Origin of the sequence: Streptococcus mitis (genome assembly GCF_965111725.1) — a bacterium.
In the GTDB taxonomy this organism is placed as follows: Bacteria; Bacillota; Bacilli; order Lactobacillales; family Streptococcaceae; genus Streptococcus; species Streptococcus mitis_DV.
Map to the genome: position 1 here is coordinate 155974 of NZ_OZ217341.1, position 26527 is coordinate 182500.

19 protein-coding genes, 2 tRNA genes and 2 rRNA genes (1 of these 23 cut by a window edge) are annotated in these 26527 nt (G+C 43.1%); 19 read left to right on the forward strand and 4 right to left on the reverse strand.

Annotated features, from left to right (window positions below; all coding sequences use genetic code 11):
• The first annotated feature begins 133 nt into the window (after window positions 1-133).
• The 7 genes from pbp1b to ACLV7Q_RS00840 all read left to right on the forward strand — a co-directional run bounded on the left by pbp1b (window position 134) and on the right by ACLV7Q_RS00840 (window position 7234).
• Window positions 134-2599 carry a penicillin-binding protein PBP1B gene (pbp1b, locus tag ACLV7Q_RS00810; protein WP_218757566.1) on the forward strand — a complete coding sequence of 822 codons (2466 nt, stop codon included), beginning with the start codon at window positions 134-136 and terminating at the stop codon, window positions 2597-2599.
• Window positions 2600-2681: 82 nt separating this feature from the next.
• Entirely contained in the window at window positions 2682-3593 is a 912-nt protein-coding gene (locus ACLV7Q_RS00815) for a DMT family transporter (protein WP_218757567.1), read from the forward strand.
• 229 nt (window positions 3594-3822) lie between these two features.
• Window positions 3823-4521, forward strand: a complete 699-nt coding sequence (gene dapD, locus ACLV7Q_RS00820; RefSeq protein ID WP_049552476.1) for a 2,3,4,5-tetrahydropyridine-2,6-dicarboxylate N-acetyltransferase — start codon at window positions 3823-3825, stop codon at window positions 4519-4521.
• A gap of 67 nt (window positions 4522-4588) precedes the next feature.
• Window positions 4589-5719 (forward strand): N-acetyldiaminopimelate deacetylase, encoded by a 1131-nt coding sequence (locus ACLV7Q_RS00825; RefSeq protein WP_218757568.1) that lies wholly within the window; start codon window positions 4589-4591, stop codon window positions 5717-5719.
• Between the two features lie 11 nt (window positions 5720-5730).
• A complete protein-coding gene (locus ACLV7Q_RS00830; protein WP_218757569.1) occupies window positions 5731-6270 on the forward strand; it encodes a 5-formyltetrahydrofolate cyclo-ligase in 540 nt (179 codons plus the stop codon).
• Window positions 6254-6931 (forward strand): rhomboid family intramembrane serine protease, encoded by a 678-nt coding sequence (locus ACLV7Q_RS00835; RefSeq protein WP_218757570.1) that lies wholly within the window; start codon window positions 6254-6256, stop codon window positions 6929-6931. The genes ACLV7Q_RS00830 and ACLV7Q_RS00835 overlap by 17 nt, the downstream gene beginning before the upstream one ends.
• Window positions 6932-7003: 72 nt before the next feature.
• Window positions 7004-7234, forward strand: a complete 231-nt coding sequence (locus tag ACLV7Q_RS00840) for a hypothetical protein (protein ID WP_225904725.1) — start codon at window positions 7004-7006, stop codon at window positions 7232-7234.
• Here the strand turns inward: ACLV7Q_RS00840 and galU are convergent.
• The 4 genes from galU to argS all read right to left on the reverse strand — a co-directional run bounded on the left by galU (window position 7192) and on the right by argS (window position 11762).
• Window positions 7192-8091: a UTP--glucose-1-phosphate uridylyltransferase GalU gene (galU, locus tag ACLV7Q_RS00845; protein ID WP_050391127.1), complete on the reverse strand. Its 900-nt coding sequence runs from the start codon at window positions 8089-8091 to the stop codon at window positions 7192-7194. The genes ACLV7Q_RS00840 and galU overlap by 43 nt on opposite strands.
• 21 nt (window positions 8092-8112) lie before the next feature.
• Window positions 8113-9129 carry an NAD(P)H-dependent glycerol-3-phosphate dehydrogenase gene (locus tag ACLV7Q_RS00850; RefSeq protein ID WP_004258896.1) on the reverse strand — a complete coding sequence of 339 codons (1017 nt, stop codon included), beginning with the start codon at window positions 9127-9129 and terminating at the stop codon, window positions 8113-8115.
• A gap of 168 nt (window positions 9130-9297) precedes the next feature.
• Complete coding sequence (locus tag ACLV7Q_RS00855) at window positions 9298-9543, reverse strand: MarR family transcriptional regulator (RefSeq protein WP_173219891.1); 246 nt, start codon at window positions 9541-9543, stop codon at window positions 9298-9300.
• Window positions 9544-10070: 527 nt separating this feature from the next.
• Window positions 10071-11762, reverse strand: coding sequence for an arginine--tRNA ligase (gene argS / locus ACLV7Q_RS00860; RefSeq protein ID WP_218757571.1), 1692 nt, complete (start codon window positions 11760-11762; stop codon window positions 10071-10073).
• Between the two features lie 134 nt (window positions 11763-11896).
• Here argS and argR point away from each other — a divergent pair, with 134 nt between their 5' ends.
• The 12 genes from argR to ACLV7Q_RS00920 form a co-directional block, all read left to right on the forward strand.
• A complete protein-coding gene (gene argR, locus ACLV7Q_RS00865) occupies window positions 11897-12343 on the forward strand; it encodes an arginine repressor (protein ID WP_001231476.1) in 447 nt (148 codons plus the stop codon).
• A gap of 50 nt (window positions 12344-12393) precedes the next feature.
• Window positions 12394-14928 carry a DNA mismatch repair protein MutS gene (mutS, locus tag ACLV7Q_RS00870; RefSeq protein WP_218757572.1) on the forward strand — a complete coding sequence of 845 codons (2535 nt, stop codon included), beginning with the start codon at window positions 12394-12396 and terminating at the stop codon, window positions 14926-14928.
• Window positions 14929-15073: 145 nt separating this feature from the next.
• Complete coding sequence (gene patA, locus ACLV7Q_RS00875) at window positions 15074-16780, forward strand: multidrug efflux ABC transporter subunit PatA (RefSeq protein WP_218757573.1); 1707 nt, start codon at window positions 15074-15076, stop codon at window positions 16778-16780.
• A gap of 1 nt (window position 16781) precedes the next feature.
• The gene (gene patB / locus ACLV7Q_RS00880) at window positions 16782-18548 is read left to right on the forward strand and encodes a multidrug efflux ABC transporter subunit PatB (protein ID WP_218757574.1); all 1767 of its coding nucleotides are present in this window, start codon (window positions 16782-16784) and stop codon (window positions 18546-18548) included.
• A 137-nt stretch (window positions 18549-18685) separates the two neighbouring features.
• A complete protein-coding gene (locus tag ACLV7Q_RS00885; RefSeq protein WP_218757575.1) occupies window positions 18686-19375 on the forward strand; it encodes a gamma-glutamyl-gamma-aminobutyrate hydrolase family protein in 690 nt (229 codons plus the stop codon).
• 170 nt (window positions 19376-19545) lie between these two features.
• Window positions 19546-20895: a glucose-6-phosphate isomerase gene (locus ACLV7Q_RS00890; protein ID WP_218757576.1), complete on the forward strand. Its 1350-nt coding sequence runs from the start codon at window positions 19546-19548 to the stop codon at window positions 20893-20895.
• Window positions 20896-21022: 127 nt separating this feature from the next.
• Window positions 21023-22483, forward strand: a complete 1461-nt coding sequence (gene gltX / locus ACLV7Q_RS00895; RefSeq protein ID WP_218757577.1) for a glutamate--tRNA ligase — start codon at window positions 21023-21025, stop codon at window positions 22481-22483.
• 13 nt (window positions 22484-22496) lie between these two features.
• Window positions 22497-22931, forward strand: a complete 435-nt coding sequence (locus ACLV7Q_RS00900; protein WP_218757578.1) for a cytidine deaminase family protein — start codon at window positions 22497-22499, stop codon at window positions 22929-22931.
• A gap of 153 nt (window positions 22932-23084) precedes the next feature.
• Window positions 23085-23156, forward strand: a tRNA-Glu gene (locus ACLV7Q_RS00905).
• A gap of 244 nt (window positions 23157-23400) precedes the next feature.
• A 16S ribosomal RNA gene (locus ACLV7Q_RS00910) occupies window positions 23401-24946 on the forward strand.
• A 51-nt stretch (window positions 24947-24997) separates the two neighbouring features.
• Window positions 24998-25070: transfer RNA gene (locus ACLV7Q_RS00915), tRNA-Ala, on the forward strand.
• A 125-nt stretch (window positions 25071-25195) separates the two neighbouring features.
• Window positions 25196-26527, forward strand: a 23S ribosomal RNA gene (locus tag ACLV7Q_RS00920); it runs 1570 nt beyond the window's last position.
• The 16S and 23S rRNA genes sit together here with 2 tRNA genes alongside, the layout of an rRNA operon.

Here is a 26527-nt window from a genome sequence, read left to right on the forward strand (position 1 = left end):
TCTCCTTTTTAAAATTATTGTTTCTACCTATTGTATCACAAACTTGGGCAATAGCCTAGCAGAATAGGGAAGAAAGTGGCTATTTTATTGAAAGTTTCCCTTTTGTGGTATAATAGATAGAGTGAGGAAATCCATGCAAAATCAATTAAATGAATTAAAACGAAAAATGCTGGAATTTTTCCAGCAAAAACAAAAAAATAAAAAATTAGCTAGACCTGACAAGAAAGGTTCAAGTACCAAAAAATCTAAAACCTTAGAGAGGCCAGCCATTTTTCCAGCTATTTTACTGAGTATAAAAGCCTTATTTAACTTACTCTTTGTACTCGGTTTTCTAGGAGGAATGTTGGGAGCTGGGATTGCTTTGGGGTACGGGGTGGCCTTATTTGACAAGGTTCGGGTGCCTCAGACAGAAGAATTGGTACATCAGGTCAAGGACATCTCTTCTATTTCAGAGATTACCTATGCAGATGGGACGGTGATTGCTTCCATAGAGAGTGATTTGTTGCGCACTTCTATCTCATCTGAGCAAATTTCGGAAAATCTGAAGAAGGCTATCATTGCGACGGAAGACGAACACTTTAAAGAACATAAGGGTGTAGTGCCCAAGGCGGTGATTCGTGCGACCTTGGGGAAATTTGTAGGTTTGGGTTCCTCTAGTGGGGGTTCAACCTTGACCCAGCAACTGATTAAACAGCAGGTGGTTGGGGATGCGCCAACCTTGGCTCGTAAGGCGACAGAGATTGTGGATGCTCTTGCCTTGGAACGCGCCATGAATAAAGATGAGATTTTAACGACCTATCTCAATGTGGCTCCCTTTGGCCGAAATAATAAGGGACAGAATATTGCAGGGGCTCAGCAAGCAGCTGAGGGAATTTTCGGTGTAGATGCCAGTCAGTTGACGGTTCCTCAAGCAGCATTTTTAGCAGGACTTCCACAGAGTCCCATTACATACTCTCCTTATGAAAATACTGGGGAGTTGAAGAGTGATGAAGACTTAGAAATAGGCTTGAGACGGGCTAAGGCAGTTCTTTACAGTATGTATCGCACAGGTGCATTAAGCAAGGACGAGTATTCTCAATACAAGGATTATGACCTTAAACAGGACTTTTTACCATCGGGCACGGTTGCAGGAATTTCACGAGACTATTTATACTTTACAGCCTTGGCAGAAGCTCAAGAACGTATGTATGATTATCTAGCTCAGAGAGACAATGTCTCCGCTAAGGAGTTGAAAAATGAGGCAACTCAGAAGTTTTATCGTGATTTGGCAGCCAAGGAGATTGAAAATGGTGGTTATAAGATTACTACTACCATAGACCAGAAAATTCATTCTGCCATGCAAAGTGCGGTTGCTGACTATGGCTATCTTTTAGACGATGGAACAGGTCGTGTAGAAGTAGGGAATGTCCTGATGGACAACCACACAGGTGCTATTCTAGGCTTTGTAGGTGGTCGTAATTATCAAGAAAATCAAAATAATCATGCCTTTGATACCAAACGTTCGCCAGCTTCTACTACCAAGCCTTTACTGGCCTATGGAATTGCTATTGACCAGGGCTTGATGGGAAGTGAAACGATTCTCTCTAACTATCCAACAAACTTTGCTAATGGCAATCCGATTATGTATGCTAATAGCAAGGGAACAGGAATGATGACCTTGGGAGAAGCTCTGAACTATTCATGGAATATCCCTGCTTACTGGACCTATCGTATGCTCCGTGAAAAGGGTGTTGATGTCAAGGGTTATATGGAAAAGATGGGTTACGAGATTCCTGAGTACGGTATTGAGAGCCTGCCAATGGGTGGTGGTATTGAAGTCACAGTTGCCCAGCATACCAATGGCTATCAGACCCTAGCTAATAACGGGGTTTATCATCAGAAGCATGTGATTTCTAAAATTGAAGCAGCAGATGGTAGAGTGGTGTATGAGTATCAGGATAAACCAGTTCAAGTCTATTCAAAAGCTACTGCTACAATTATGCAGGGCTTGTTGCGAGAAGTTCTATCCTCTCGTGTGACAACAACCTTCAAGACGAATCTGACTTCTTTAAATCCTAGTCTGGCTAATGCAGATTGGATTGGGAAGACTGGTACAACCAACCAAGACGAAAATATGTGGCTCATGCTTTCGACACCTAGATTAACCCTGGGTGGCTGGATTGGGCATGATGATAATCATTCACTCTCACGTAGAGCAGGTTATTCTAATAACTCTAATTACATGGCTCATCTGGTAAATGCGATTCAGCAAGCCTCCCCAAGCATTTGGGGGAACGAGCGCTTCGCTTTAGATCCTAGTGTCGTAAAATCCGAAGTCTTGAAATCAACAGGTCAAAAACCAGGGAAGGTTTCTGTTGAAGGAAAAGAGGTAGAGGTCACAGGTTCGACTGTTACCAGCTATTGGGCTAATAAGGCGGGAGCTCCTACGACCAGTTATCGCTTTGCTATTGGCGGAAGTGATGCGGATTATCAGAATGCTTGGTCTAGCATTGTGGGGAGTCTACCAACTCCATCAAGCTCCAGCAGTTCAAGTAGTAGTTCTAGCGATAGCAGTAACTCAAGTACTACACGACCTTCTTCTTCAAGGGCGAGACGATAAGTTCTATAAACTGTGCTAAATGAAGTGGCTAATCAATAGATTGCCACTTTTTTCTTTTTTCCTTTCGTGTTACAATAAAGGTATGAATCAGTATCAGAAAAAGATTGTTAAAGGAACCATTTATTCGCTCCTATCCGGCTTAATCTGGGGAATCTGTGGGATTTTAGGAGAGTACTTCTTTACTCATTATCAGGTGTCTTCGGGCTGGATTACCTCTATGCGTTTGACACTGGCAGGAAGTCTTGTACTCATTTGGTCTGCGATGCAATTAAAATCGCAAGTGTTTGATATTTGGCGAGACAAGAAAAATTACCTGCCCTTTTTGGCCTATGCTATTTTGGGGATTTTTTCAGTTCAGTATTTTTTCTATCTCTGTGTAGAATACTCAAATGCAGCGACAGCAACTATTTTACAGTTTATCAGTCCTGTCTTTATCCTCTTTTACAATCGTTTGGTTTATCAAAAACGAGCGTCAAAAAGCGCTATTTTCTATGTTTTGGTTGCCATGTTGGGTGTTTGCCTGATGGCGACAAAGGGAGATCTCTCTCGATTATCCATGACACCACTAGCACTTGTGACGGGTTTGCTGAGTGCCATGGGGGTCATGTTTAATGTTATCTTACCCCAACCTTTTGCGAAGCGCTATGGTTTTGTTCCTACGGTTGGGTGGGGGATGATTTTGGCAGGTTTGTTTAGCAATGTCCTCTCGCCAGTGCATCATCTTTCCTTTACTCTTGATATTTGGAGTATCTTGATTTGTCTCATCATCGCTTTCTTTGGAACGGCTTTTGCCTTTTTCATTTCCATGAAGGCTGTGTCCTTGGTTTCTCCTCTGGTGGTTTCCGTTATCAGTGCCAGTGAACCTCTCTCTTCTGCTCTCTTGAGTGTTTTGTTCTTAGGATTGGTAGTGGATTGGTCCCTTCTTCTAGCGATGGCCTTGATTATTTTGCCTATGATATTTTTGTCTATAGAAGAAGCGAAAGAAAGTAGATAAAAAGTCTTTTCTTAATTCTAAAAGTGTGCTATACTAGAATAGTCAATAAAACACGGGGAGATAGTTGTGAAGATTGTTTTTAGGTTGTATCGGTAGGGGCTTGCTTTTACCGACAGCACGTTTTATCTCACATCCCTAAAAAATCATACCTAAAAACAGACAAAAAGGCTTCAAATTTGAGGCCTTTTTTGGTAGAATAGGTATCATTATAAAGAATGAGAGGCCTTTTATGACTGCTACAAAAATGAACGCACAAGAAATTATCCAATTTATCGCCAATGCTGAAAAGAAAACCAGTGTGAAAGTAACCTTTGAGGGACAACTCGCAACTGCTGTACCAAGCTCTGTTGTCAAACTAGGGAATGTCCTATTTGGAGACTGGAAGGACGTGGCTCCGCTTCTTGATGGTTTGGTAGAAAATCAAGACTATGTTGTTGAGCAAGACGCTCGCAATTCTGCAGTTCCTTTGCTAGACAAACGTGATATCAACGCTCGTATTGAGCCAGGTGCTATTATCCGTGACCAGGTTGAAATTGGTGACAATGCTGTTATCATGATGGGAGCAGTTATCAATATCGGTGCTGAAATCGGTGCAGGAACCATGATTGACATGGGGGCTATCCTTGGTGGCCGTGCCATCGTTGGGAAAAACAGTCACGTTGGTGCAGGTGCGGTTCTTGCAGGTGTGATTGAGCCAGCTAGCGCAGAACCAGTGCGTGTAGGAGACAATGTTCTTATCGGGGCCAATGCAGTGGTTATCGAAGGAGTCCAAATCGGTAGTGGTTCAGTTGTCGCAGCAGGAGCTATTGTTACCCAAGATGTTCCAGAAAACGTGGTAGTAGCAGGTGTTCCAGCTCGTATCATCAAAGAGATTGATGCCCAAACCCAACAAAAAACAGCGCTAGAAGATGCGCTTCGTACCTTGTAATTGTAAAAGTAATAAAGAGGCGGAACCCTTTTTCCAGCCTCTTTCTGCTATATAGGAGGATAGATAGATGTTAGATTTGATTCAGACTAGACGAGATTTGCACCAGATTCCAGAGATTGGCTTGGAGGAGTTCAAGACTCAGGCTTATCTGCTGGATGTAATTGAAAAATTGACTGCGGGCAAAAATTTTGTCCAAGTTCGTACTTGGCGGACAGGGATTTTGATCTATATACAGGGAAGTCAACCAGAGCGTACCATTGGTTGGAGAACAGATATTGATGGTCTTCCTATCGTCGAACAAACAGGACTTTCTTTCGCTTCTCAGCACCAAGGTCGTATGCACGCTTGTGGACATGATTTCCACATGACCATTGCCTTGGGCTGTCTTGAGCGCGCACTTGAAGAGCAAGCAAAGAACAATCTGCTCTTTCTGTTTCAGCCTGCTGAAGAAAATGAAGCTGGTGGTATGCTCATGTATAAGGATGGTGCTTTTGGAGACTGGTTGCCAGACCAATTTTATGGTCTCCATGTCCGTCCAGATTTGAAGGTTGGTCAGATTGCGACTAATACTCATACACTCTTTGCAGGGACCTGTGAGGTGAAGATCCGTTTCAAAGGCAAAGGTGGCCACGCAGCTTTTCCTCATGAAGCCAATGATGCCTTGGTGGCTGCTAGTTACTTTGTGACCCAAGTGCAGTCAGTTGTTAGCCGCAATGTCAACCCAATCGAGGGAGCAGTGGTGACCTTTGGAGTTTTCCAAGCTGGAACAACCAACAATGTCATCACAGACACAGCCTTTTTGCATGGAACTATTCGAGCTTTGACACAGGACATGAGCCTTTTGGTGCAAAAAAGGGTCAAAACAGTTGCAGAAGGAGTTGCAGCTGCCTTTGGTATGGAAGTTGAAGTGGAACTCAAACAAGGTGGTTACCTACCTGTTGAGAACAATCCAGCCTTGGCGCGTGAACTGATGGAATTCTTTGAAGAAAAAGACGGAATCGAGCTGATTGATATCGAGCCAGCTATGACAGGTGAGGACTTTGGTTATCTTCTTTCAAAGGTTGATGGCGTTATGTTTTGGCTGGGTATTGATAGTCCCTACGCTCTTCATCACCCTCAAATGAGTCCTAAGGAAGAGGCTTTAGCTATTGGGGTGGATGCGGTCTCTAGTTTCCTGAAAAAGAAAGCAGCAGAGTAGAGGGGTTGTCTATGAAATCGGAATTACGTAAGCAAGTCTTACAAGAAATGAAGGCTTTACCTCGAGAGCAAAAACAGTTTATAGACCAAGCTTTAACTGAGCGACTTTTACAACACCCCTTTTACCAAGAAGCTAAGGTCATCGCAACCTACCTCTCTTTTCCTCATGAGTTTCAAACGCAGGAACTGATTGAGCAGGCGCTGAGGGACGGCAAGAAGGTTCTGATACCCAAAACCTATCCCAAGAGGCGCATGGACTTTGTGGTCTATGATCCACAGCAGTTGGTAAAAACTTCCTTTGGATTACTGGAACCACAGGGAGATTTGGAAGTGGTAGATGCCTCTCAGATTGATTTGATTCATGTTCCAGGGCTGGCTTTTACGATGGAAGGCTATCGGATTGGCTATGGTGGAGGTTATTATGACCGCTATCTGAAACAGTTTGCTGGTCATACTTTGAGTACGGTTTATCCTTGTCAAATTCGGGACTTTAGCCCTGAAAATCATGATATTCCTGTTCAGGAGGTACTGATTGATGAAAGAAATCTTTGATAGGCGTTACCCTGTGACGAGTTTCTTCCTCTTAGTGACGGCCTTGGTATTTCTACTAATGTTGGTGACCACAGGAGGAAACTTTTACAGGGCGGATACCTTATTTCGATTTGGAGCCATGTATGGGCCTGCTATTCGGCTCTTTCCTGAGCAAATTTGGCGTCTCTTCTCTGCCATTTTTGTTCATATTGGGTGGGAGCATTTCATTGTTAATATGCTTTCGCTCTATTATCTTGGTAGGCAAGTAGAGGAGATTTTTGGATCCAAGAAGTTTTTCTTTCTCTATATCTTATCAGGAATGATGGGCAATCTCTTTGTTTTTGAGTTCAGTCCCAAATCCTTAGCAGCGGGAGCTTCTACTTCTCTCTATGGGCTATTTGCTGCGATTATTGTTCTTCGCTATGCAACGCGTAATCCTTATATCCAACAGCTAGGGCAATCTTATCTGACACTTTTTGTGGTTAACATTATTGGAAGTGTTCTGATTCCTGGAATCAGTCTAGCAGGTCATATCGGAGGTGCAGTTGGTGGAGCATTTCTAGCAGTTATCTTTCCAGTTCGAGGCGAAAGACGGATGTATAGCGCTAGCCAGAGACTGGTAGCGTTAGTCTTGTTCGTAGGACTCGCAGTCTTACTTCTCTACAAGGGAATGGGATTGTGAAGGTTTATAAGAATAGTTATGTAATAAAAAAGATAAGGCATTTTTGAACCTTATCTTTTTATTTTATACTCAATGAAAATCAAAAAGCAAACTAGGAAACTAGCAGCAGGTTGCTCAAAGCACTGCTTTGAGGTTGTAGATAGAATTGACGAAGTCAGCTCAAAACACTGTTTTGAGGTTGCAGATAAGACTGACGAAGTCAGTAACCATATATACGGTAAGGCGACGCTGACGTGGTTTAAAGAGATTTTCGAAGAGTATTATTCCTTCTCAGCCAATTCTTTTCCAAGTTGGATGAGGTAATCTTTTAAGTCATCTTTGACTTGTGGGTGCTTGAGGGCGTAGTCAATAGATGTTTTCATAAAGCCGAATTTATCTCCAACGTCGTAACGAGCTCCTGTAAATTCACGGGCGAAAACACGTTGTGTTTTATTAAGGGTATCAATAGCGTCGGTAAGCTGGATTTCATTTCCAGCGCCTGGAGCTTGCTTTTCGAGAATATCAAAAATTTCTGGTGTGAGAAGATAGCGACCGATGATTGCCAAATCACTTGGAGCATCTTCGGGAGCTGGTTTTTCAACGAAAGTTTCAACGCTATAGAGTCCATTGATTCCTTCGCCTTGAGGAGCAATGACTCCGTATGATGAAACGTCTTCGTGTGGTACGGGCATGACAGCAATGGTTGATGCGTGTGTCCGCTCGTAATCATTCATCAGTTGTTTTGTCAAAGGAACGGCATTCTCGTCTGTAATGTCCATAAGGTCATCACCCAGCATAACAACGAAGGGTTCATTTCCTACAAAAGCTTTGGCTTGTAAGACAGCGTCTCCAAGACCACGAGGGTGAGTTTGGCGGATGAAATGAAGTCGCATACCAGTTGCTTCATCTACCAATTTTAACAAATCCGTTTTGCCTTTTTCCTTAAGGTTGTATTCAAGCTCAAAGTTTGAGTCAAAGTGGTCCTCAATAGAACGTTTTGATTTACCAGTGACAACCAGAATATCTTCAATACCTGATTTGAGAGCCTCTTCCACGATAAACTGGATAGTTGGTTTGTCTACAATTGGCAACATTTCTTTGGCAAGTGCCTTGGTTGCTGGTAAAAATCGAGTTCCTAGTCCAGCAGCAGGGATGACTGCCTTTCTAACTTTTGATGTCATAAGAATCCTTTCTTTAGAGGGTTAAGACCACTCATTTTCTGCTTTAAATTCATTGTTCATGATATCATAAATGGCATCTTTGATATTGGTTCCGTGGTAGATAACTTGGTAAATGGCCTGTGTAATGGGCATATAAACTCCAAGTTCTTGGGCTAGTTCATAGGCTGCTCGGGTCGTTGAAATTCCTTCAATCACCATGCCCATATTGGCTTCGATATCAGCTAGGGATTCTCCACGACCAAGGGCATCTCCAGCTCTCCAGTTACGAGAGTGGATGGAGGTTCCCGTTACGATCAAATCTCCTACACCAGACAAGCCACTATAGGTCAATGGACTGGCTCCGAGTGCTACCCCTAGGCGGGTAATTTCTGCCAAGCCTCGAGCGATGATGGCTGCCTTGGCATTGTCACCAAATCCTAAACCATGTAAAGCTCCAGCACCGACAGCGATAATGTTTTTAAGAGCACCAGCGGTTTCAACTCCAATAACATCCGTATTGGTATAAAGTCGGAAGTAGTGATTACTAAAGAGTTCTTGAACGTATTGAGCTGTTTGTAAATCTTTAGAAGCAGCAGTGATTAAAGTCAGGTCACGCACAATGGTCTCTTCCGCATGACTAGGACCTGAAACAACGACAATATCACTGCGGAGATGTTCAGGAATTTCTTCTTCAAGGATGGTTGATAATCGTTTATGGCTATCAGGTTCTAATCCCTTTGATGCGTGCATGATGATAGCCTTATGATCCAAGGTTTTTGCAACTTGTTGGGCAACAAGTCGTGTCACTTTTGTTGGGACAACAAACAAAATCGCATCCACATCTTTTAATGCCTCTGCTAAGTCAGTGTAGGCAATGATATTTTCGTCTAGAACGACATCTTTAAAGTATTGTTTATTAGTATGGTGTGTATTAATTTCATTGATTTGCTCGGGAAGATTTCCCCAAATACGTACCTCGTGTCCATTGTCATTTAAGACTTGTGAAAGGGCAGTCCCCCAAGAACCAGGCCCCAAGACGGCGACGGTTTGTTTTTCCATGATTTTCTCCTTGATAGAGTTCTTTCTCTTATTCTATCATATTCTAGAGGATTTTGCACTTGCATTTCGGGGGAGTGGTTGCTTTGTTGCTTGAAAAATACATAAAAACCGAGACTCAGTATTAAACTCATAGTCTCGGTTTTCATATTTCTTAAAGTATAGCTAGCTTTATTTCAATTGATCTGTAATGTCTTTTGACAGTAACATTCCCAGATGATAAGTTTTATTGATGTAAGTAATGACATCATTGATATTTTCAGTTGTGTGAATTTTTTCTTTGATGTCAGCCCTAAATGTTTCATCCTTTAAAAGTTGTTCTTGGTAGAGCCTTTGCAGTCTCTCCTTCTCGTACTTATTGAGCAGAAAAAGGAACACCAAGCTAATTACAACGAGGATATAAGCATATTGGCTCATAGGAAATCTCCCTGTATGATAAAGAAGTAGTAGTGAGTAGATTGAATTAGTGAAGCGTCTAAGCAAATCCCTGATAGGGTTTGGCGTTAGTTACTTAGACTACTTTACAATAAAGTGATTAAAAGATTACGACATGAGCCTAACCAAATCGATATTATTTGGTTAGGTGAATTAGTGAAGCGTTTAGGCAAGTGTCTCTAGTTACGACGTTTTGGAACATAAATCGATAATATTATGTCACAGAACTAGTGAAGCGCCTAGCCAAATCCCTGATAGGATTTGGCGTTAGTTACTTAGACTACTTTACAATAAAGTGATTAAAAGATTACGACATGAGCTTAACCAAATCGATATTATTTGGTTAGGTGAATTAGTGAAGCGTTTAGGCAAATCACCATAGTTACGACGTCATGGTCTCTAAATCGATTATATTTAGAGACCATGACTAGTGAGGCAGTTAGCTAGTCCGCATATAAGCGGCTAGCGTCTAACAATTAGGAACTTTAGTTCCAATTGTTAGTACTGAATCACATCTTCTCAGGCGCTTCTACTCCAAGCAAGCGAAGGGCCTCTTTGAGAACAACTGCAGTTGCGTAGCTGAGGGCTAGACGGCTGTCGCGTTCTGGATTTTCGTCTAGGATACGTGTATGTGCATAGTACTTGTTGAAGGCTTGAGCCAGACTAATTGCAAATTTAGCAATGATAGAAGGTTCAAAGTTATCCGCCGCACGGTTGATAATACGTGGGAAGTCTTGGATGAGTTTGATGATTTCCCAACTTTCAGCATCATTCAAGCTATAGTTGCCAGCTGTTTCTGGTTTGAAATCCGCTTTGCGCAAGATAGATTGGATACGAGCGTAGGCGTATTGAACATAAGGTCCAGTTTCACCTTCGAAGGATACCATAGCCTCTAGGTCGAAGTCGTATCCATTTGTACGGTCGGTTTTGAGGTCATAGAATTTAATGGCCCCAACCCCAACAGCATGCGCTACCTGGTCTTTATTTTCAAGTTCAGGATTTTTAGCTTCAATTTGAGCCTTGGCACGGCTAACAGCCTCTGCAACAGTAGGTTCTAGCAAGATGACATTCCCTTTACGAGTAGAGAGTTTCTTCCCTTCTTTTGTAACCAGACCAAAAGGAACGTGGGTAATGTCGTCACTCCAGTCGTAACCCATCTCTTGCAAGACAGCTTTGAGCTGTTTAAAGTGGGCAGATTGCTCTTGACCAACGACGTAGATAGATTTAGCAAATTGGTATTCGTTTTTACGGTAAAGGGCTGCAGCCAAGTCACGAGTGATATAGAGAGTTGCACCATCAGATTTCTTGATAAGGGCTGGATGTTCAATTCCATATTTCTCAAGATTGACAACTTGGGCACCTTCTGATTCAACAAGAAGGCCTTTTTCAGAAAGAATGTCTACAACTGCATCCATCTTATCGTTGTAGAAGGCTTCTCCATTGTAGCTGTCAAATTCGACTTGCAATTCATTGTAAAGGCGGTTAAATTCCACTAAACTTTCATCACGGAACCATTGCCAAAGAGCGAGAGCTTCTTCATCTCCATTTTCAAGTTTACGGAACCATTCGCGTGCTTCTTCATCCAAGCTAGGGTCATTTTCAGCTTCAGCGTTGATGCGGACATAGAGTTTAAGAAGTTCATCAATTGGATGAGCTTTTACAGCTTCTTCGTCGCCCCATTTTTTGTAGGCAACAATCAACATCCCAAACTGTTTACCCCAGTCTCCCAAATGGTTGACCTTGACTGTTTGATAACCGATTTTTTGGAAGATATGTGACAAGCTATCTCCGATAACAGTTGAGCGCAGGTGACCAATAGAGAATGGTTTAGCGATATTGGGACTAGACATATCGATAACAACATTTTCTTGTTTGCCAATAGTTTGATCAGCATAGTGTTCTTTTTCAGTGATAACAGCTTGCAATACTTGAGCAGAAATGGCAGATTTATCAAGGAAAAAGTTAACGTAAGGTCCCGTTGCGACAACCTTCTCAAAGGCTTGGCTGTTAATTTTTTCAGCCAGTTCAGCCGCTATCATTTGAGGTGCTTTACGTTCGACTTTTGCAAGAGAAAAAGCAGGGAAAGCAATGTCTCCCATTTCTGAGTTTTTAGGGGTTTCCAGTAAATTTAAAATAGCCTCTTGGTTCAGGCTATCAATGACGCTAGCCAATTCGCTAGCAATCAATTCTTTTGTATTCATTATGAGCTCCTTTTGGACTTTTCTACTATTTTATCACATTTTTAAAGAAAGAAGAAAAAATTTTTGAAATCTCCTATTTTTTTGGTATAATATAGTTATAAAAATAGTTATAAATATTCACATAAGAGGATTTTATGAGAAAAAGAGATCGTCATCAGTTAATAAAAAAAATGATTACTGAGGAGAAATTAAGTACACAAAAAGAAATTCAAGATCGGTTGGAGGCGCACAATGTTTTTGTGACGCAGACAACCCTGTCTCGTGATTTGCGCGAAATCGGCTTGACCAAGGTCAAGAAAAATGATATGGTGTATTATGTACTAGCAAATGAGACAGAAAAGATTGATTTGGTTGAATTTTTGTCTCATCATTTAGAAGGTGTTGCAAGAGCAGAGTTTACCTTGGTACTTCATACCAAATTAGGAGAAGCCTCTGTTTTGGCAAATATTGTAGATGCAAACAAGGATGAATGGATTTTAGGAACAGTTGCTGGTGCTAATACCTTATTGGTCATTTGTCGAGACCAGCACGTTGCCAAACTCATGGAAGATCGTTTGCTAGATTTGATGAAAGATAAGTAAGGTCTTGGGAGTTGCTCTCAAGACTTATTTTTGACAAGGAGAGACGGAAAATGGCGACAGAAAAGCTATCACCCGGCATGCAACAGTATGTGGATATTAAAAAGCAATATCCAGATGCTTTTTTGCTCTTTCGAATGGGTGATTTTTATGAATTATTTTATGAGGATGCAGTCAATGCTGCGCAGATTCTGGAAATTTCCTTAACGAGTCGCAACAAGAATGCCGACAATCCGATTCCTATGGCGGGTGTTCCCTATCATTCTGCCCAACAGTATATTGATGTCTTGATTGAGCAGGGTTATAAGGTGGCTATCGCAGAGCAGATGGAAGATCCTAAACAAGCAGTTGGAGTTGTGAAACGAGAGGTTGTTCAGGTCATTACGCCAGGGACAGTGGTCGATAGCAGTAAGCCGGACAGTCAGAACAACTTCTTGGTTGCCATAGACCGCGAAGGCAATCAATTTGGCCTAGCTTATATGGACCTGGTGACAGGGGACTTTTATGTGACAGGTCTTTTGGATTTCACGCTGGTTTGTGGGGAAATCCGTAACCTCAAGGCTCGAGAAGTGGTGCTGGGTTATGACTTGTCTGAGGAAGAAGAACAAATTCTTAGTCGTCAGATGAATCTGGTGCTTTCCTATGAAAAAGAAGGCTTTGAAGACCTTCATTTACTGGATTCACGATTGGCATCTGTGGAGCAAGCGGCATCCAGTAAGTTACTCCAGTATGTTCATCGGACTCAGATGAGGGAATTGAACCACCTCAAACCTGTTATCCGCTACGAAATTAAGGATTTCTTGCAGATGGATTATGCGACCAAGGCTAGTCTGGATTTGGTTGAGAATGCCCGTTCAGGCAAGAAGCAAGGCAGTCTTTTCTGGCTTTTGGATGAAACCAAAACAGCCATGGGTATGCGTCTCTTGCGTTCTTGGATTCATCGTCCCATGATTGATAAGGAACGAATTATCCAACGTCAGGAAGTGGTGCAGGTCTTTCTCGACCATTTCTTTGAGCGCAGTGATTTGACAGACAGTCTCAAGGGTGTTTATGACATTGAGCGCTTGGCTAGTCGGGTTTCTTTTGGTAAAACCAATCCCAAGGATCTCTTGCAGTTGGCGACTACCTTGTCTAGTGTGCCACGGATTCGTGGGATTTTAGAAGGAATGGAGCAATCTGCTCTAGCCTATCTCATTGAACAACTGGATGGAATCCCTGAGTTGGAGAGTTTGATTAGCGCAGCGATTGCTCCTGAAGCTCCTCATGTGATTACAGAAGGTGGTATTATCCGAACTGGATTTGATGAGACTTTAGACAAGTACCGTCGCGTTCTCAGAGAAGGGACTGGCTGGATTGCTGAGATTGAGGCCAAGGAGAGAGAAAACTCTGGTATCAGCACGCTTAAGATTGACTACAATAAAAAGGATGGCTACTATTTCCATGTGACCAATTCTCAACTGGGAAATGTGCCTGCTCACTTTTTCCGCAAGGCAACGCTGAAAAACTCAGAACGTTTTGGAACCGAAGAATTAGCCCGTATCGAGGGCGATATGCTGGAGGCGCGTGAGAAGTCAGCTAACCTAGAGTACGAAATTTTTATGCGCATTCGTGAAGAGGTCAGCAAGTACATCCAACGTTTACAAGCTCTAGCCCAAGGAATTGCGACAGTTGATGTCCTGCAAAGTCTCGCAGTTGTTGCTGAAACCCAGCATTTGATTCGACCTGAATTCGGAGATGATTCGCGAATTGATATCCAGAAAGGGCGCCATGCTGTCGTTGAAAAGGTCATGGGGGCTCAGACCTATATTCCCAATACGATTCAGATGGCAGAAGATACCAGTATTCAACTGATTACAGGGCCCAACATGAGTGGGAAGTCAACCTATATGCGTCAGTTAGCCATGACGGCGATAATGGCCCAGATGGGTTCCTATGTACCGGCAGAAAGCGCCCGTTTACCGATTTTTGATGCGATCTTTACCCGTATCGGAGCAGCCGATGACTTGGTTTCGGGTCAGTCAACCTTTATGGTGGAGATGATGGAGGCCAATAATGCCATTTCGCATGCCACCAAAAATTCCTTGATTCTCTTTGATGAGTTAGGTCGTGGAACTGCAACTTACGACGGTATGGCTCTTGCTCAGTCCATCATCGAATACATTCATGAACATATCGGAGCCAAGACCCTCTTTGCGACCCACTACCATGAGTTGACTAGCCTAGAGTCTAGCTTGGAACATTTAGTCAATGTCCATGTGGCAACCTTGGAGCAGGATGGACAGGTCACTTTCCTTCATAAGATTGAACCAGGCCCAGCTGACAAATCCTACGGTATCCATGTAGCCAAGATTGCTGGCTTGCCAGCAGACCTTTTAGCAAGGGCGGATAAGATTTTGACTCAGTTAGAGAATCAGGGCCCAGAAAGCCCAGATCCTATGAAACAAACAAGTGCCGTCACTGAACAGATTTCTCTCTTTGATACACCTGAAGAACATCCTATCCTAGAAGAATTAGCTAAACTGGATGTTTACAATATGACACCTATGCAGGCTATGAATGTCTTGGTCGAGTTAAAACAGAAACTATAAAGAGAAAATTACTAGTCATTCTAGCTGTATCAAGGAGACTTCTTTGACAAGTTCTCACTTTTTTGCTAGAATAACATCACACAAACAGAATGAAAAGGAGCTGACACATTGTCGCTCCCTTTTGTCTATTTTTTAAGGAGAAAGTATGCTGATTCAGAAAATAAAAACCTACAAGTGGCAGGCCTTGGCTTCGCTCCTGATGACAGGCTTGATGGTTGCTAGTTCACTTTTGCAACCGCGTTATCTGCAGGAAGTCTTAGACGCCCTCCTTGCTGGAAAATATGAAGCTATTTATAGTATCGGGGCTTGGTTGATTGGTGTGGCCGTGGTTGGTCTAGTTGCTGGTGGGCTCAATGTTATCCTTGCAGCCTATATTGCCCAAGGAGTTTCATCTGACCTTCGGGAGGATGCCTTCCGTAAAATCCAGACCTTTTCTTATGCCAATATTGAACAATTTAATGCGGGAAATCTAGTCGTTCGCATGACAAATGATATCAACCAGATTCAGAACGTGGTCATGATGACCTTCCAAATTCTTTTCAGACTTCCCCTCTTGTTCATCGGTTCGTTTATCTTGGCGGTTCAAACCTTACCTTCTCTGTGGTGGGTGATTGTTCTCATGGTAGTCTTGATTTTTGGTTTGACTGCTGTCATGATGGGAATGATGGGTCCTCGTTTTGCCAAGTTTCAAACCCTGCTTGAACGCATCAATGCCATTGCCAAGGAAAATTTGCGTGGCGTTCGTGTGGTCAAGTCCTTTGTCCAAGAAAAAGAGCAATTTGCTAAGTTTACGGAGGTTTCAGACGAGCTTCTCGGTCAAAATCTTTACATCGGTTATGCCTTTTCAGTAGTGGAACCCTTTATGATGTTGGTCGGCTACGGGGCGGTATTCCTCTCTATTTGGCTAGTTGCAGGAATGGTTCAGTCGGATCCGTCAGTGGTTGGTTCCATTGCTTCCTTTGTCAATTACCTAAGCCAGATTATCTTTACCATTGTTATGGTTGGATTTTTGGGAAATTCTGTCAGTCGTGCCATGATTTCTATGCGTCGTATTCGAGAAATTCTGGACGCAGAGCCAGCCATGACCTTCAAGGATGTACCAGATGAAGAGTTGGTCGGAAGTCTTAGCTTTGAAGATGTGACCTTTACCTATCCAATGGACAAGGAACCGATGCTGAAAGATGTGACCTTTACTATTGAACCTGGTCAAATGGTTGGTGTCGTTGGAGCGACTGGTGCAGGAAAATCAACCTTGGCTCAATTGATTCCACGTCTCTTTGACCCACAGGAAGGGGCTATCAAAATCGGTGGCAAGGATATTCGAGAAGTGAGTGAAGGAACCCTGCGTAAAACAGTTTCTATCGTTCTTCAACGTGCTATTCTTTTCAGTGGAACGATTGCAGATAACTTGAGACAGGGTAAGGGAGATGCTACTCTATTTGAAATGGAGCGCGCAGCCAACATTGCCCAAGCTAGTGAATTCATTCATCGTATGGAGAAAACCTTTGAAAGTCCAGTTGAGGAACGGGGAACCAACTTCTCAGGTGGACAAAAGCAAAGGATGTCGATTGCGCGTGGGATTGTCAGCAATCCACGTATTCTGATTTTTGACGATTCGACCTCGGCCTTGGATGCCAAGTCAGAGCGCCTAGTGCAAGAAGCCTTGAATAAGGACTTGAAGGGAACAACAACCATTATCATCGCGCAAAAAATTAGCTCGGTTGTCCATGCAGACAAGATTTTGGTACTGGATCAAGGACGATTGATTGGTCAAGGTACGCATGCAGACTTGGTTGCCAACAATGCTGTTTACCGTGAAATCTACGAAACACAGAAAGGAAAGGAGGAGTAAAATGAAGACAGTTCAATTTTTTTGGAATTATTTTAAAGTCTATAAGCTATCATTTGTAGTTGTTATCCTGATGATTGTTCTGGCAACTCTTGCCCAAGCCCTCTTTCCGGTCTTTTCTGGACAAGCAGTGACGCAGCTAGCTAATTTAGTTCAAGCTTATCAAAATGGCAATCCAGAACTTGTTTGGCAAAGCCTATCAGGAATCATGGTCAATCTTGGCCTGCTGGTTTTGGTTCTATTTATCTCCAGTGTCATATACATGTGTCTCATGACGCGCGTGATTGCAGAGTCGACCAACGAGATGCGCAAAGGCCTCTTTGGTAAGCTTGCCCGCTTGACGGTTTCTTTCTTTGACCGCCGACAAGATGGCGATATCCTGTCTCGTTTTACCAGTGATTTGGATAATATCCTCCAAGCCTTTAACGAAAGCTTGATTCAGGTCATGAGCAATATTGTTTTATACATTGGTCTGATTCTTGTCATGTTTTCGAGAAATGTGACGCTGGCCCTCATCACCATTGCCAGCACACCAGTAGCCTTCCTCATGCTAATTTTCATCGTGAAAATGGCACGCAAATACACCAACCTCCAGCAGAAAGAGGTAGGGAAGCTCAACGCCTATATGGATGAGAGTATCTCAGGCCAAAAAGCCGTGATTGTGCAAGGAATTCAAGAGGATATGATGGCAGGATTTCTTGAACAAAATGATCGCGTGCGCAAGGCAACCTTTAAAGGAAGAATGTTCTCAGGAATTCTTTTCCCTGTCATGAATGGGATGAGCCTGGTCAACACAGCCATCGTTATCTTTGCTGGTTCAGCTGTTCTATTAAATGATAAGACTATTGCAACAAGTACAGCCCTAGGTTTGATTGTTATGTTCGCCCAATTTTCTCAGCAATACTACCAGCCTATTATTCAAGTTGCAGCTAGTTGGGGAAGTCTCCAGTTGGCCTTTACAGGTGCTGAACGGATTCAGGAAATGTTTGACGCAGAGGAAGAAATTCGACCTGAAAAGGCTCCGATCTTTACTAAGTTGCAAGAAGGTGTTGAAATTAGTCATATTGATTTTTCATACTTGCCTGATAAACCTATTTTGAAAGATGTCAGCATTTCCGCTCCGAAAGGTCAGATGACAGCGGTTGTTGGGCCGACAGGGTCAGGGAAAACGACTATTATGAACCTCATCAATCGCTTTTATGATGTTGATGCTGGTGGTATTTATTTTGACGGCAAAGACATCCGTGACTATGATTTAGATAGTCTCAGAAGCAAGGTGGGGATTGTCTTGCAAGATTCGGTCTTGTTTAGTGGAACCATTCGAGACAATATCCGTTTCGGTGTGCCAGATGCTAGTCAAGAAATGGTTGAGGTAGCAGCCAAGGCAACCCACATTCACGACTATATCGAAAGCTTACCTGATAAATACGATACTCTTATAGATGATGACCAGAGCATCTTCTCAACAGGACAGAAACAATTGATTTCTATCGCTCGAACCCTGATGACAGATCCAGAAGTTCTCATTCTCGATGAAGCCACTTCAAACGTAGATACGGTGACAGAAAGCAAGATTCAGCATGCCATGGAGGCGGTTGTAGCAGGCAGAACCAGTTTCGTCATTGCCCACCGTTTGAAGACCATCCTCAATGCAGACCAGATTATTGTCCTTAAAGATGGAGAAGTCATTGAACGCGGTAACCACCATGAACTTTTGAAACTAGGTGGCTTCTATTCAGAACTCTATCACAATCAATTTGTCTTCGAATAAGAAAGAAGTTGTCCTATGGGGCAGCTTTTTCTTGTCCATAAAAAATTTTTATCACAGCCTTAAAAAAAACATATTAGACGAAAGATGTTTTGAGTGATATGATAAGACTATCGTTAATATTCGAAAGGAGAGACATCATGCCTAGAACGGTTGTAGGAGTTGCTGCAAATCTATGTCCCGTAGACGCAGAAGGAAAAAACATTCATTCATCTGTATCTTGTAGATTCGCAGAGAGCATTCGTCAAGTCGGTGGTCTCCCTTTAGTCATTCCTGTTGGTGATGAGTCAGTTGTACGCGATTATGTGGAAATGATTGACAAACTTATCTTGACAGGCGGTCAAAATGTCCATCCTCAGTTTTATGGAGAGAAAAAGACCATCAAGAGCGATGATTACAATCTGGTCCGTGATGAATTTGAATTGGCACTCTTGAAAGAAGCGCTCCGTCAGAATAAACCAATTATGGCAATCTGTCGTGGTGTTCAACTTGTCAATGTTGCTTTTGGTGGGACCCTCAATCAAGAAATCGAAGGTCACTGGCAAGGTCTGCCTTTCGGAACATCTCATTCTATTGAGACAGTAGAAGGAAGCGTGGTGGCTAAGCTATTTGGAAAAGAAAGTCAGGTTAACTCAGTTCATCGTCAAAGTATTAAAGATTTGGCACCTAATTTCCGTGTAACTGCTATTGATCCAAGAGACCAAACTATCGAAGCGATTGAGTCTATCGATGAACACCGCATTATCGGTTTGCAGTGGCATCCAGAGTTTTTGGTTAATGAAGAAGATGGTAATTTAGAATTATTTGAGTACTTATTGAATGAACTGTAACGACTGGAACATCTAGTCGTTCTTTCTTTTATTTTTTCAAGATTTTTGGAATGCGGCATTTTTACGCAAACGTTTGAATTCTGATAAAAATTGGAGAAATTCGACAAAAAAACTTGAAAAAAACGAAGGTAAGCGTTATGATAGAAAAGAAGAAATATTGGAGGAATAACATGTCACATATTAAATTTGATTATTCAAAAGTTTTAGACAAATTTGTTGCACCACATGAAGTGGAATACATGCAATCACAAGTAACAGCAGCAGATGAATTGATCCGTAAAGGAACTGGTGCTGGTAGCGACTTCTTGGGATGGTTGGATCTTCCTGAAAACTACGACCACGAAGAATTTAACCGCATCTTGAAAGCTGCTGAGCAAATCAAATCAGACAGCGATGTTTTGGTTGTGATCGGTATCGGTGGATCTTACCTTGGTGCTAAAGCAGCAATCGACTTCTTGAACCACCACTTTGCTAACTTGCAAACAAAAGAAGAACGCAAGGCTCCACAAATCCTTTACGCAGGAAACTCAATCTCATCTACTTACCTTGCTGACTTGGTAGAGTACGTAGCTGATAAAGACTTCTCAGTAAACGTGATTTCTAAATCAGGTACAACAACTGAACCAGCTATTGCTTTCCGTGTCTTCAAAGAACTCTTGGTTAAGAAATACGGTCAAGAAGAAGCAAACAAACGTATCTATGCAACAACTGACCGCCAAAAAGGTGCTGTTAAGGTTGAAGCAGACGCTAACGGTTGGGAAACATTTGTTGTTCCAGATGATATCGGTGGACGTTTCTCAGTATTGACAGCTGTTGGTTTGCTTCCAATCGCAGCATCAGGAGCTGACATCAAAGCCCTTATGGAAGGTGCGAATGCAGCTCGCAAAGACTACACTTCAGATAAAATCTCTGAAAACGAAGCTTACCAATACGCAGCTGTTCGTAACATCCTTTACCGTAAAGGCTATGCAACAGAAATCTTGGTAAACTACGAGCCATCACTTCAATACTTCTCAGAATGGTGGAAACAATTGGCTGGTGAATCAGAAGGAAAAGACCAAAAAGGTATCTACCCAACTTCAGCCAACTTCTCAACTGACTTGCACTCCCTTGGTCAATTTATCCAAGAAGGAACTCGTATCATGTTTGAAACAGTCGTCCGTGTTGACAAACCTCGTAAGAACGTGATTATCCCTAGCTTGGAAGAAGACCTTGACGGACTTGGTTACCTTCAAGGAAAAGACGTTGACTTTGTAAACAAAAAAGCGACTGACGGTGTTCTTCTTGCCCACACAGATGGTGATGTACCAAACATGTATGTGACTCTTCCAGAGCAAGATGCTTTCACTCTTGGTTACACTATCTACTTCTTCGAATTGGCAATTGCCCTTTCAGGTTACTTGAATGCCATCAACCCATTTGACCAACCAGGTGTTGAAGCTTACAAACGTAACATGTTTGCCCTTCTTGGAAAACCAGGATTTGAAGAATTGAGCAAAGAACTTAACGCACGTCTATAATAGAAGAAAAGAGTGGTTTGTCCACTCTTTTTACTCTCTTTATCCATAGAAATTGGACTCAGCCAAGACTTGTGATATAATATAGAGAGCAAAAAGGCAGACGCCTAGAGACTTTATAGGAGAAACTATGTCAAAAGATATCCGCGTACGTTACGCACCAAGTCCAACAGGACTACTACACATCGGGAATGCCCGTACAGCATTGTTCAACTACTTGTATGCACGTCATCATGGTGGAACTTTTATTATTCGTATAGAAGATACTGACCGTAAACGTCATGTCGAGGATGGAGAACGTTCACAGCTTGAAAATCTTCGCTGGTTAGGTATGGATTGGGATGAAAGCCCAGAAACACATGAAAATTACCGCCAGTCTGAGCGTTTGAACTTGTATCAAAAATACATCGACCAACTGTTAGCTGAAGGAAAAGCCTACAAATCTTACGTTACAGAAGAAGAGTTGGCAGCTGAACGCGAACGCCAAGAAGCAGCTGGCGAAACACCACGCTACGTCAATGAATACCTTGGTATGGGTGAAGAAGAAAAAGCAGCTTACATCGCAGAACGTGAAGCAGCAGGGATCATCCCAACTGTTCGTTTGGCTGTCAATGAGTCAGGTATCTACAAATGGCATGATATGGTCAAAGGAGATATCGAATTTGAAGGTGGCAATATTGGTGGTGACTGGGTTATCCAAAAGAAAGACGGTTACCCAACTTACAACTTTGCCGTGGTCATCGATGACCACGATATGCAAATCTCTCATGTAATCCGTGGAGACGATCATATTGCTAATACACCAAAACAGCTTATGGTTTATGAAGCCCTTGGTTGGGAAGCTCCAGAGTTCGGTCACATGACCTTGATTATCAATTCTGAAACTGGTAAGAAGTTATCTAAACGTGATACTAATACTCTTCAGTTTATCGAAGACTACCGTAAAAAAGGCTATTTACCAGAAGCGGTCTTTAACTTTATCGCCCTTCTTGGTTGGAACCCAGGTGGAGAAGATGAAATCTTCTCTCGTGAAGAACTCATTAAATTTTTCGATGAAAATCGCCTCAGCAAGTCTCCAGCAGCCTTTGACCAGAAAAAACTAGACTGGATGAGCAATGACTATATCAAGAATGCAGACCTAGAAACTATCTTTGAAATGGCAAAACCATTCTTAGAGGAAGCAGGACGTTTAACTGACAAGGCTGAAAAACTAGTTGAGCTCTATAAGCCACAAATGAAATCAGTAGATGAAATTATTCCATTGACAGATCTCTTCTTCTCAGATTTCCCAGAATTGACAGAAGCAGAGCGCGAAGTCATGGCTGGTGAAACAGTCCCAACAGTTCTTGAAGCCTTCAAAGCAAAACTTGAAGCGATGACAGATGATGAATTTGTAACAGAGAATATCTTCCCACAAATCAAAGCTGTTCAAAAAGAAACAGGTATTAAAGGGAAAAATCTTTTCATGCCTATTCGTATTGCTGTTTCAGGTGAAATGCATGGACCAGAATTGCCAGATACAATTTTCTTGCTTGGACGTAAAAAATCAATCCAGCATATCGAAAATATGTTAAAGGAAATCTCTAAGTAAGAAAGGTACAATAATGGACATCTGGGAAAAGATGTATGAAGAAGCACAGAAGCTATACAATCCACATGAAGTATCAGACTTTGTTTATGCTAATCATGTTGTAGCTGCAGTAGAAGCAGAAGATGGACAAATATTTACAGGATTCTGTATGGAGGGAACCTGTGGTGTGTTCCATCTCTGCGCAGAACGGGCGGCACTCTTTAATATGTACCAATTTTCAGGACAAACTAAGGTTAAGAAAGTATTAGCCTTTCGAGATAAAGCACCTTATGGTGGAAGTTCAGGAATGCCCTGTGGAGCTTGCAGAGAATTCCTTTTAGAGTTGAACGCTGAAAATAAAGATGCAGAAGTCATGATGGACTATGATATAAGAAAAACAGTTAAAGTCGCAGAACTAATGCCCTATTGGTGGGGAGAAGAACGTGCTTCTAAGTTTAATAATCAATAGGAGAGTCAGTACAATTCTGGCTCTTTTTACTATAATTTGAAAAACTGTACTTGAAAAGAATTGAAAATTTGAAAAAATTAAAAAAAGTTTAAAAAAGGTGTTGACAAAGTTTGAAAAGTCGGTATAATAGTAAGAGTTGAAAATAACAACTCTGGTCCGTTGGTCAAGGGGTTAAGACACCGCCTTTTCACGGCGGTAACACGGGTTCGAATCCCGTACGGACTATGGTATGTTGCAGTTGGAACACTTGATGAAAAAAGTTTTAAAAAAGTTTCAAAAAAGTGTTGACAAGCGAAAGTGGCTGTGATATACTAATATAGTTGTCGCTTGAGAGAAGCGAGTGACAAAGACCTTTGAAAACTGAACAAGACGAACCAATGTGCAGGGCACTACAACTACGGTTGTAGTACTGAACAATGAAAAAAACAATAAATCTGTCAGTGACAGAAATGAGTGAGAACTCAAACTTTTTAATGAGAGTTTGATCCTGGCTCAGGACGAACGCTGGCGGCGTGCCTAATACATGCAAGTAGAACGCTGAAGGAGGAGCTTGCTCTTCTGGATGAGTTGCGAACGGGTGAGTAACGCGTAGGTAACCTGCCTGGTAGCGGGGGATAACTATTGGAAACGATAGCTAATACCGCATAAGAGTAGATGTTGCATGACATTTGCTTAAAAGGTGCAAATGCATCACTACCAGATGGACCTGCGTTGTATTAGCTAGTTGGTGGGGTAACGGCTCACCAAGGCGACGATACATAGCCGACCTGAGAGGGTGATCGGCCACACTGGGACTGAGACACGGCCCAGACTCCTACGGGAGGCAGCAGTAGGGAATCTTCGGCAATGGACGGAAGTCTGACCGAGCAACGCCGCGTGAGTGAAGAAGGTTTTCGGATCGTAAAGCTCTGTTGTAAGAGAAGAACGAGTGTGAGAGTGGAAAGTTCACACTGTGACGGTATCTTACCAGAAAGGGACGGCTAACTACGTGCCAGCAGCCGCGGTAATACGTAGGTCCCGAGCGTTGTCCGGATTTATTGGGCGTAAAGCGAGCGCAGGCGGTTAGATAAGTCTGAAGTTAAAGGCTGTGGCTTAACCATAGTACGCTTTGGAAACTGTTTAACTTGAGTGCAAGAGGGGAGAGTGGAATTCCATGTGTAGCGGTGAAATGCGTAGATATATGGAGGAACACCGGTGGCGAAAGCGGCTCTCTGGCTTGTAACTGACGCTGAGGCTCGAAAGCGTGGGGAGCAAACAGGATTAGATACCCTGGTAGTCCACGCCGTAAACGATGAGTGCTAGGTGTTAGACCCTTTCCGGGGTTTAGTGCCGTAGCTAACGCATTAAGCACTCCGCCTGGGGAGTACGACCGCAAGGTTGAAACTCAAAGGAATTGACGGGGGCCCGCACAAGCGGTGGAGCATGTGGTTTAATTCGAAGCAACGCGAAGAACCTTACCAGGTCTTGACATCCCTCTGACCACTCTAGAGATAGAGTTTTCCTTCGGGACAGAGGTGACAGGTGGTGCATGGTTGTCGTCAGCTCGTGTCGTGAGATGTTGGGTTAAGTCCCGCAACGAGCGCAACCCCTATTGTTAGTTGCCATCATTCAGTTGGGCACTCTAGCGAGACTGCCGGTAATAAACCGGAGGAAGGTGGGGATGACGTCAAATCATCATGCCCCTTATGACCTGGGCTACACACGTGCTACAATGGCTGGTACAACGAGTCGCAAGCCGGTGACGGCAAGCTAATCTCTTAAAGCCAGTCTCAGTTCGGATTGTAGGCTGCAACTCGCCTACATGAAGTCGGAATCGCTAGTAATCGCGGATCAGCACGCCGCGGTGAATACGTTCCCGGGCCTTGTACACACCGCCCGTCACACCACGAGAGTTTGTAACACCCGAAGTCGGTGAGGTAACCGTAAGGAGCCAGCCGCCTAAGGTGGGATAGATGATTGGGGTGAAGTCGTAACAAGGTAGCCGTATCGGAAGGTGCGGCTGGATCACCTCCTTTCTAAGGATAAGGAACTGCGCATTGGTCTTGTTTAGTCTTGAGAGGTCTTGTGGGGCCTTAGCTCAGCTGGGAGAGCGCCTGCTTTGCACGCAGGAGGTCAGCGGTTCGATCCCGCTAGGCTCCATTGGTGAGAGATCACCAAGTAATGCACATTGAAAATTGAATATCTATATCAAATAGTAACAAGAAAATAAACCGAAAACGCTGTAGTATTAATAAGAGTTTATGACTGAAAGGTCAGAAAAATAAGGTTAAGTTAATAAGGGCGCACGGTGGATGCCTTGGCACTAGGAGCCGAAGAAGGACGTGACAAACGACGATATGCCTTGGGTAGCTGTAAGTAAGCGATGATCCAGGGATTTCCGAATGGGGGAACCCAACAGGTACTACCTGTTACCCACATCTGTTAAGGATGTGAGGAGGAAGACGCAGTGAACTGAAACATCTAAGTAGCTGCAGGAAGAGAAAGCAAAAGCGATTGCCTTAGTAGCGGCGAGCGAAACGGCAGGAGGGCAAACCGAAGAGTTTACTCTTCGGGGTTGTAGGACTGCGATATGGACTCAAAGATTATAGAAGAATGATTTGGGAAGATCAGCCAAAGAGAGTAATAGCCTCGTATTTAAAATAGTCTTTGTACCTAGCAGTATCCTGAGTACGGCGGGACACGTGAAATCCCGTCGGAATCTGGGAGGACCATCTCCCAACCCTAAATACTCCCTAGTGACCGATAGTGAACCAGTACCGTGAGGGAAAGGTGAAAAGCACCCCGGGAGGGGAGTGAAATAGAACCTGAAACCGTGTGCCTACAACAAGTTCGAGCCCGTTAATGGGTGAGAGCGTGCCTTTTGTAGAATGAACCGGCGAGTTACGTTATGATGCGAGGTTAAGTTGAAGAGACGGAGCCGTAGGGAAACCGAGTCTGAACAGGGCGAATTAGTATCATGACGTAGACCCGAAACCATGTGACCTACCCATGAGCAGGTTGAAGGTGCGGTAAGACGCACTGGAGGACCGAACCAGGGCACGTTGAAAAGTGCTTGGATGACTTGTGGGTAGCGGAGAAATTCCAAACGAACTTGGAGATAGCTGGTTCTCTCCGAAATAGCTTTAGGGCTAGCGTCGACATTAGAGATTCTTGGAGGTAGAGCACTGTTTGGGTGAGGGGTCCATCCCGGATTACCAATCTCAGATAAACTCCGAATGCCAATGAATTATGGTCGGCAGTCAGACTGCGAGTGCTAAGATCCGTAGTCGAAAGGGAAACAGCCCAGACCACCAGCTAAGGTCCCAAAATAATTGTTAAGTGGAAAAGGATGTGGGGTTGCACAGACAACTAGGATGTTAGCTTAGAAGCAGCTATTCATTCAAAGAGTGCGTAATAGCTCACTAGTCGAGTGACCCTGCGCCGAAAATGTACCGGGGCTAAAACAATTTACCGAAGCTGTGGATACCTTTATAGGTATGGTAGGAGAGCGTTCTATGTGTGATGAAGGTGTACCGTGAGGAGCGCTGGAACGCATAGAAGTGAGAATGCCGGTATGAGTAGCGAAAGACAGGTGAGAATCCTGTCCACCGTAAGAC

What these genes read in the sequence shown, in the direction of transcription:
- patA (WP_218757573.1), top strand. Translation starts at nt 15,074, where the DNA reads ATGCTGATTCAGAAAATAAAAACCTACAAGTGGCAGGCCTTGGCTTCG.
- pbp1b (WP_218757566.1), top strand. Translation starts at nt 134, where the DNA reads ATGCAAAATCAATTAAATGAATTAAAACGAAAAATGCTGGAATTTTTC.
- patB (WP_218757574.1), top strand. Translation starts at nt 16,782, where the DNA reads ATGAAGACAGTTCAATTTTTTTGGAATTATTTTAAAGTCTATAAGCTA.
- ACLV7Q_RS00825 (WP_218757568.1), top strand. Translation starts at nt 4,589, where the DNA reads ATGTTAGATTTGATTCAGACTAGACGAGATTTGCACCAGATTCCAGAG.
- ACLV7Q_RS00890 (WP_218757576.1), top strand. Translation starts at nt 19,546, where the DNA reads ATGTCACATATTAAATTTGATTATTCAAAAGTTTTAGACAAATTTGTT.
- argR (WP_001231476.1), top strand. Translation starts at nt 11,897, where the DNA reads ATGAGAAAAAGAGATCGTCATCAGTTAATAAAAAAAATGATTACTGAG.
- ACLV7Q_RS00830 (WP_218757569.1), top strand. Translation starts at nt 5,731, where the DNA reads ATGAAATCGGAATTACGTAAGCAAGTCTTACAAGAAATGAAGGCTTTA.
- ACLV7Q_RS00855 (WP_173219891.1), bottom strand. Translation starts at nt 9,543, where the DNA reads ATGAGCCAATATGCTTATATCCTCGTTGTAATTAGCTTGGTGTTCCTT.
- ACLV7Q_RS00815 (WP_218757567.1), top strand. Translation starts at nt 2,682, where the DNA reads ATGAATCAGTATCAGAAAAAGATTGTTAAAGGAACCATTTATTCGCTC.
- mutS (WP_218757572.1), top strand. Translation starts at nt 12,394, where the DNA reads ATGGCGACAGAAAAGCTATCACCCGGCATGCAACAGTATGTGGATATT.
- gltX (WP_218757577.1), top strand. Translation starts at nt 21,023, where the DNA reads ATGTCAAAAGATATCCGCGTACGTTACGCACCAAGTCCAACAGGACTA.
- ACLV7Q_RS00900 (WP_218757578.1), top strand. Translation starts at nt 22,497, where the DNA reads ATGGACATCTGGGAAAAGATGTATGAAGAAGCACAGAAGCTATACAAT.
- galU (WP_050391127.1), bottom strand. Translation starts at nt 8,091, where the DNA reads ATGACATCAAAAGTTAGAAAGGCAGTCATCCCTGCTGCTGGACTAGGA.
- ACLV7Q_RS00850 (WP_004258896.1), bottom strand. Translation starts at nt 9,129, where the DNA reads ATGGAAAAACAAACCGTCGCCGTCTTGGGGCCTGGTTCTTGGGGGACT.
- ACLV7Q_RS00835 (WP_218757570.1), top strand. Translation starts at nt 6,254, where the DNA reads ATGAAAGAAATCTTTGATAGGCGTTACCCTGTGACGAGTTTCTTCCTC.
- ACLV7Q_RS00840 (WP_225904725.1), top strand. Translation starts at nt 7,004, where the DNA reads ATGAAAATCAAAAAGCAAACTAGGAAACTAGCAGCAGGTTGCTCAAAG.
- argS (WP_218757571.1), bottom strand. Translation starts at nt 11,762, where the DNA reads ATGAATACAAAAGAATTGATTGCTAGCGAATTGGCTAGCGTCATTGAT.
- dapD (WP_049552476.1), top strand. Translation starts at nt 3,823, where the DNA reads ATGACTGCTACAAAAATGAACGCACAAGAAATTATCCAATTTATCGCC.
- ACLV7Q_RS00885 (WP_218757575.1), top strand. Translation starts at nt 18,686, where the DNA reads ATGCCTAGAACGGTTGTAGGAGTTGCTGCAAATCTATGTCCCGTAGAC.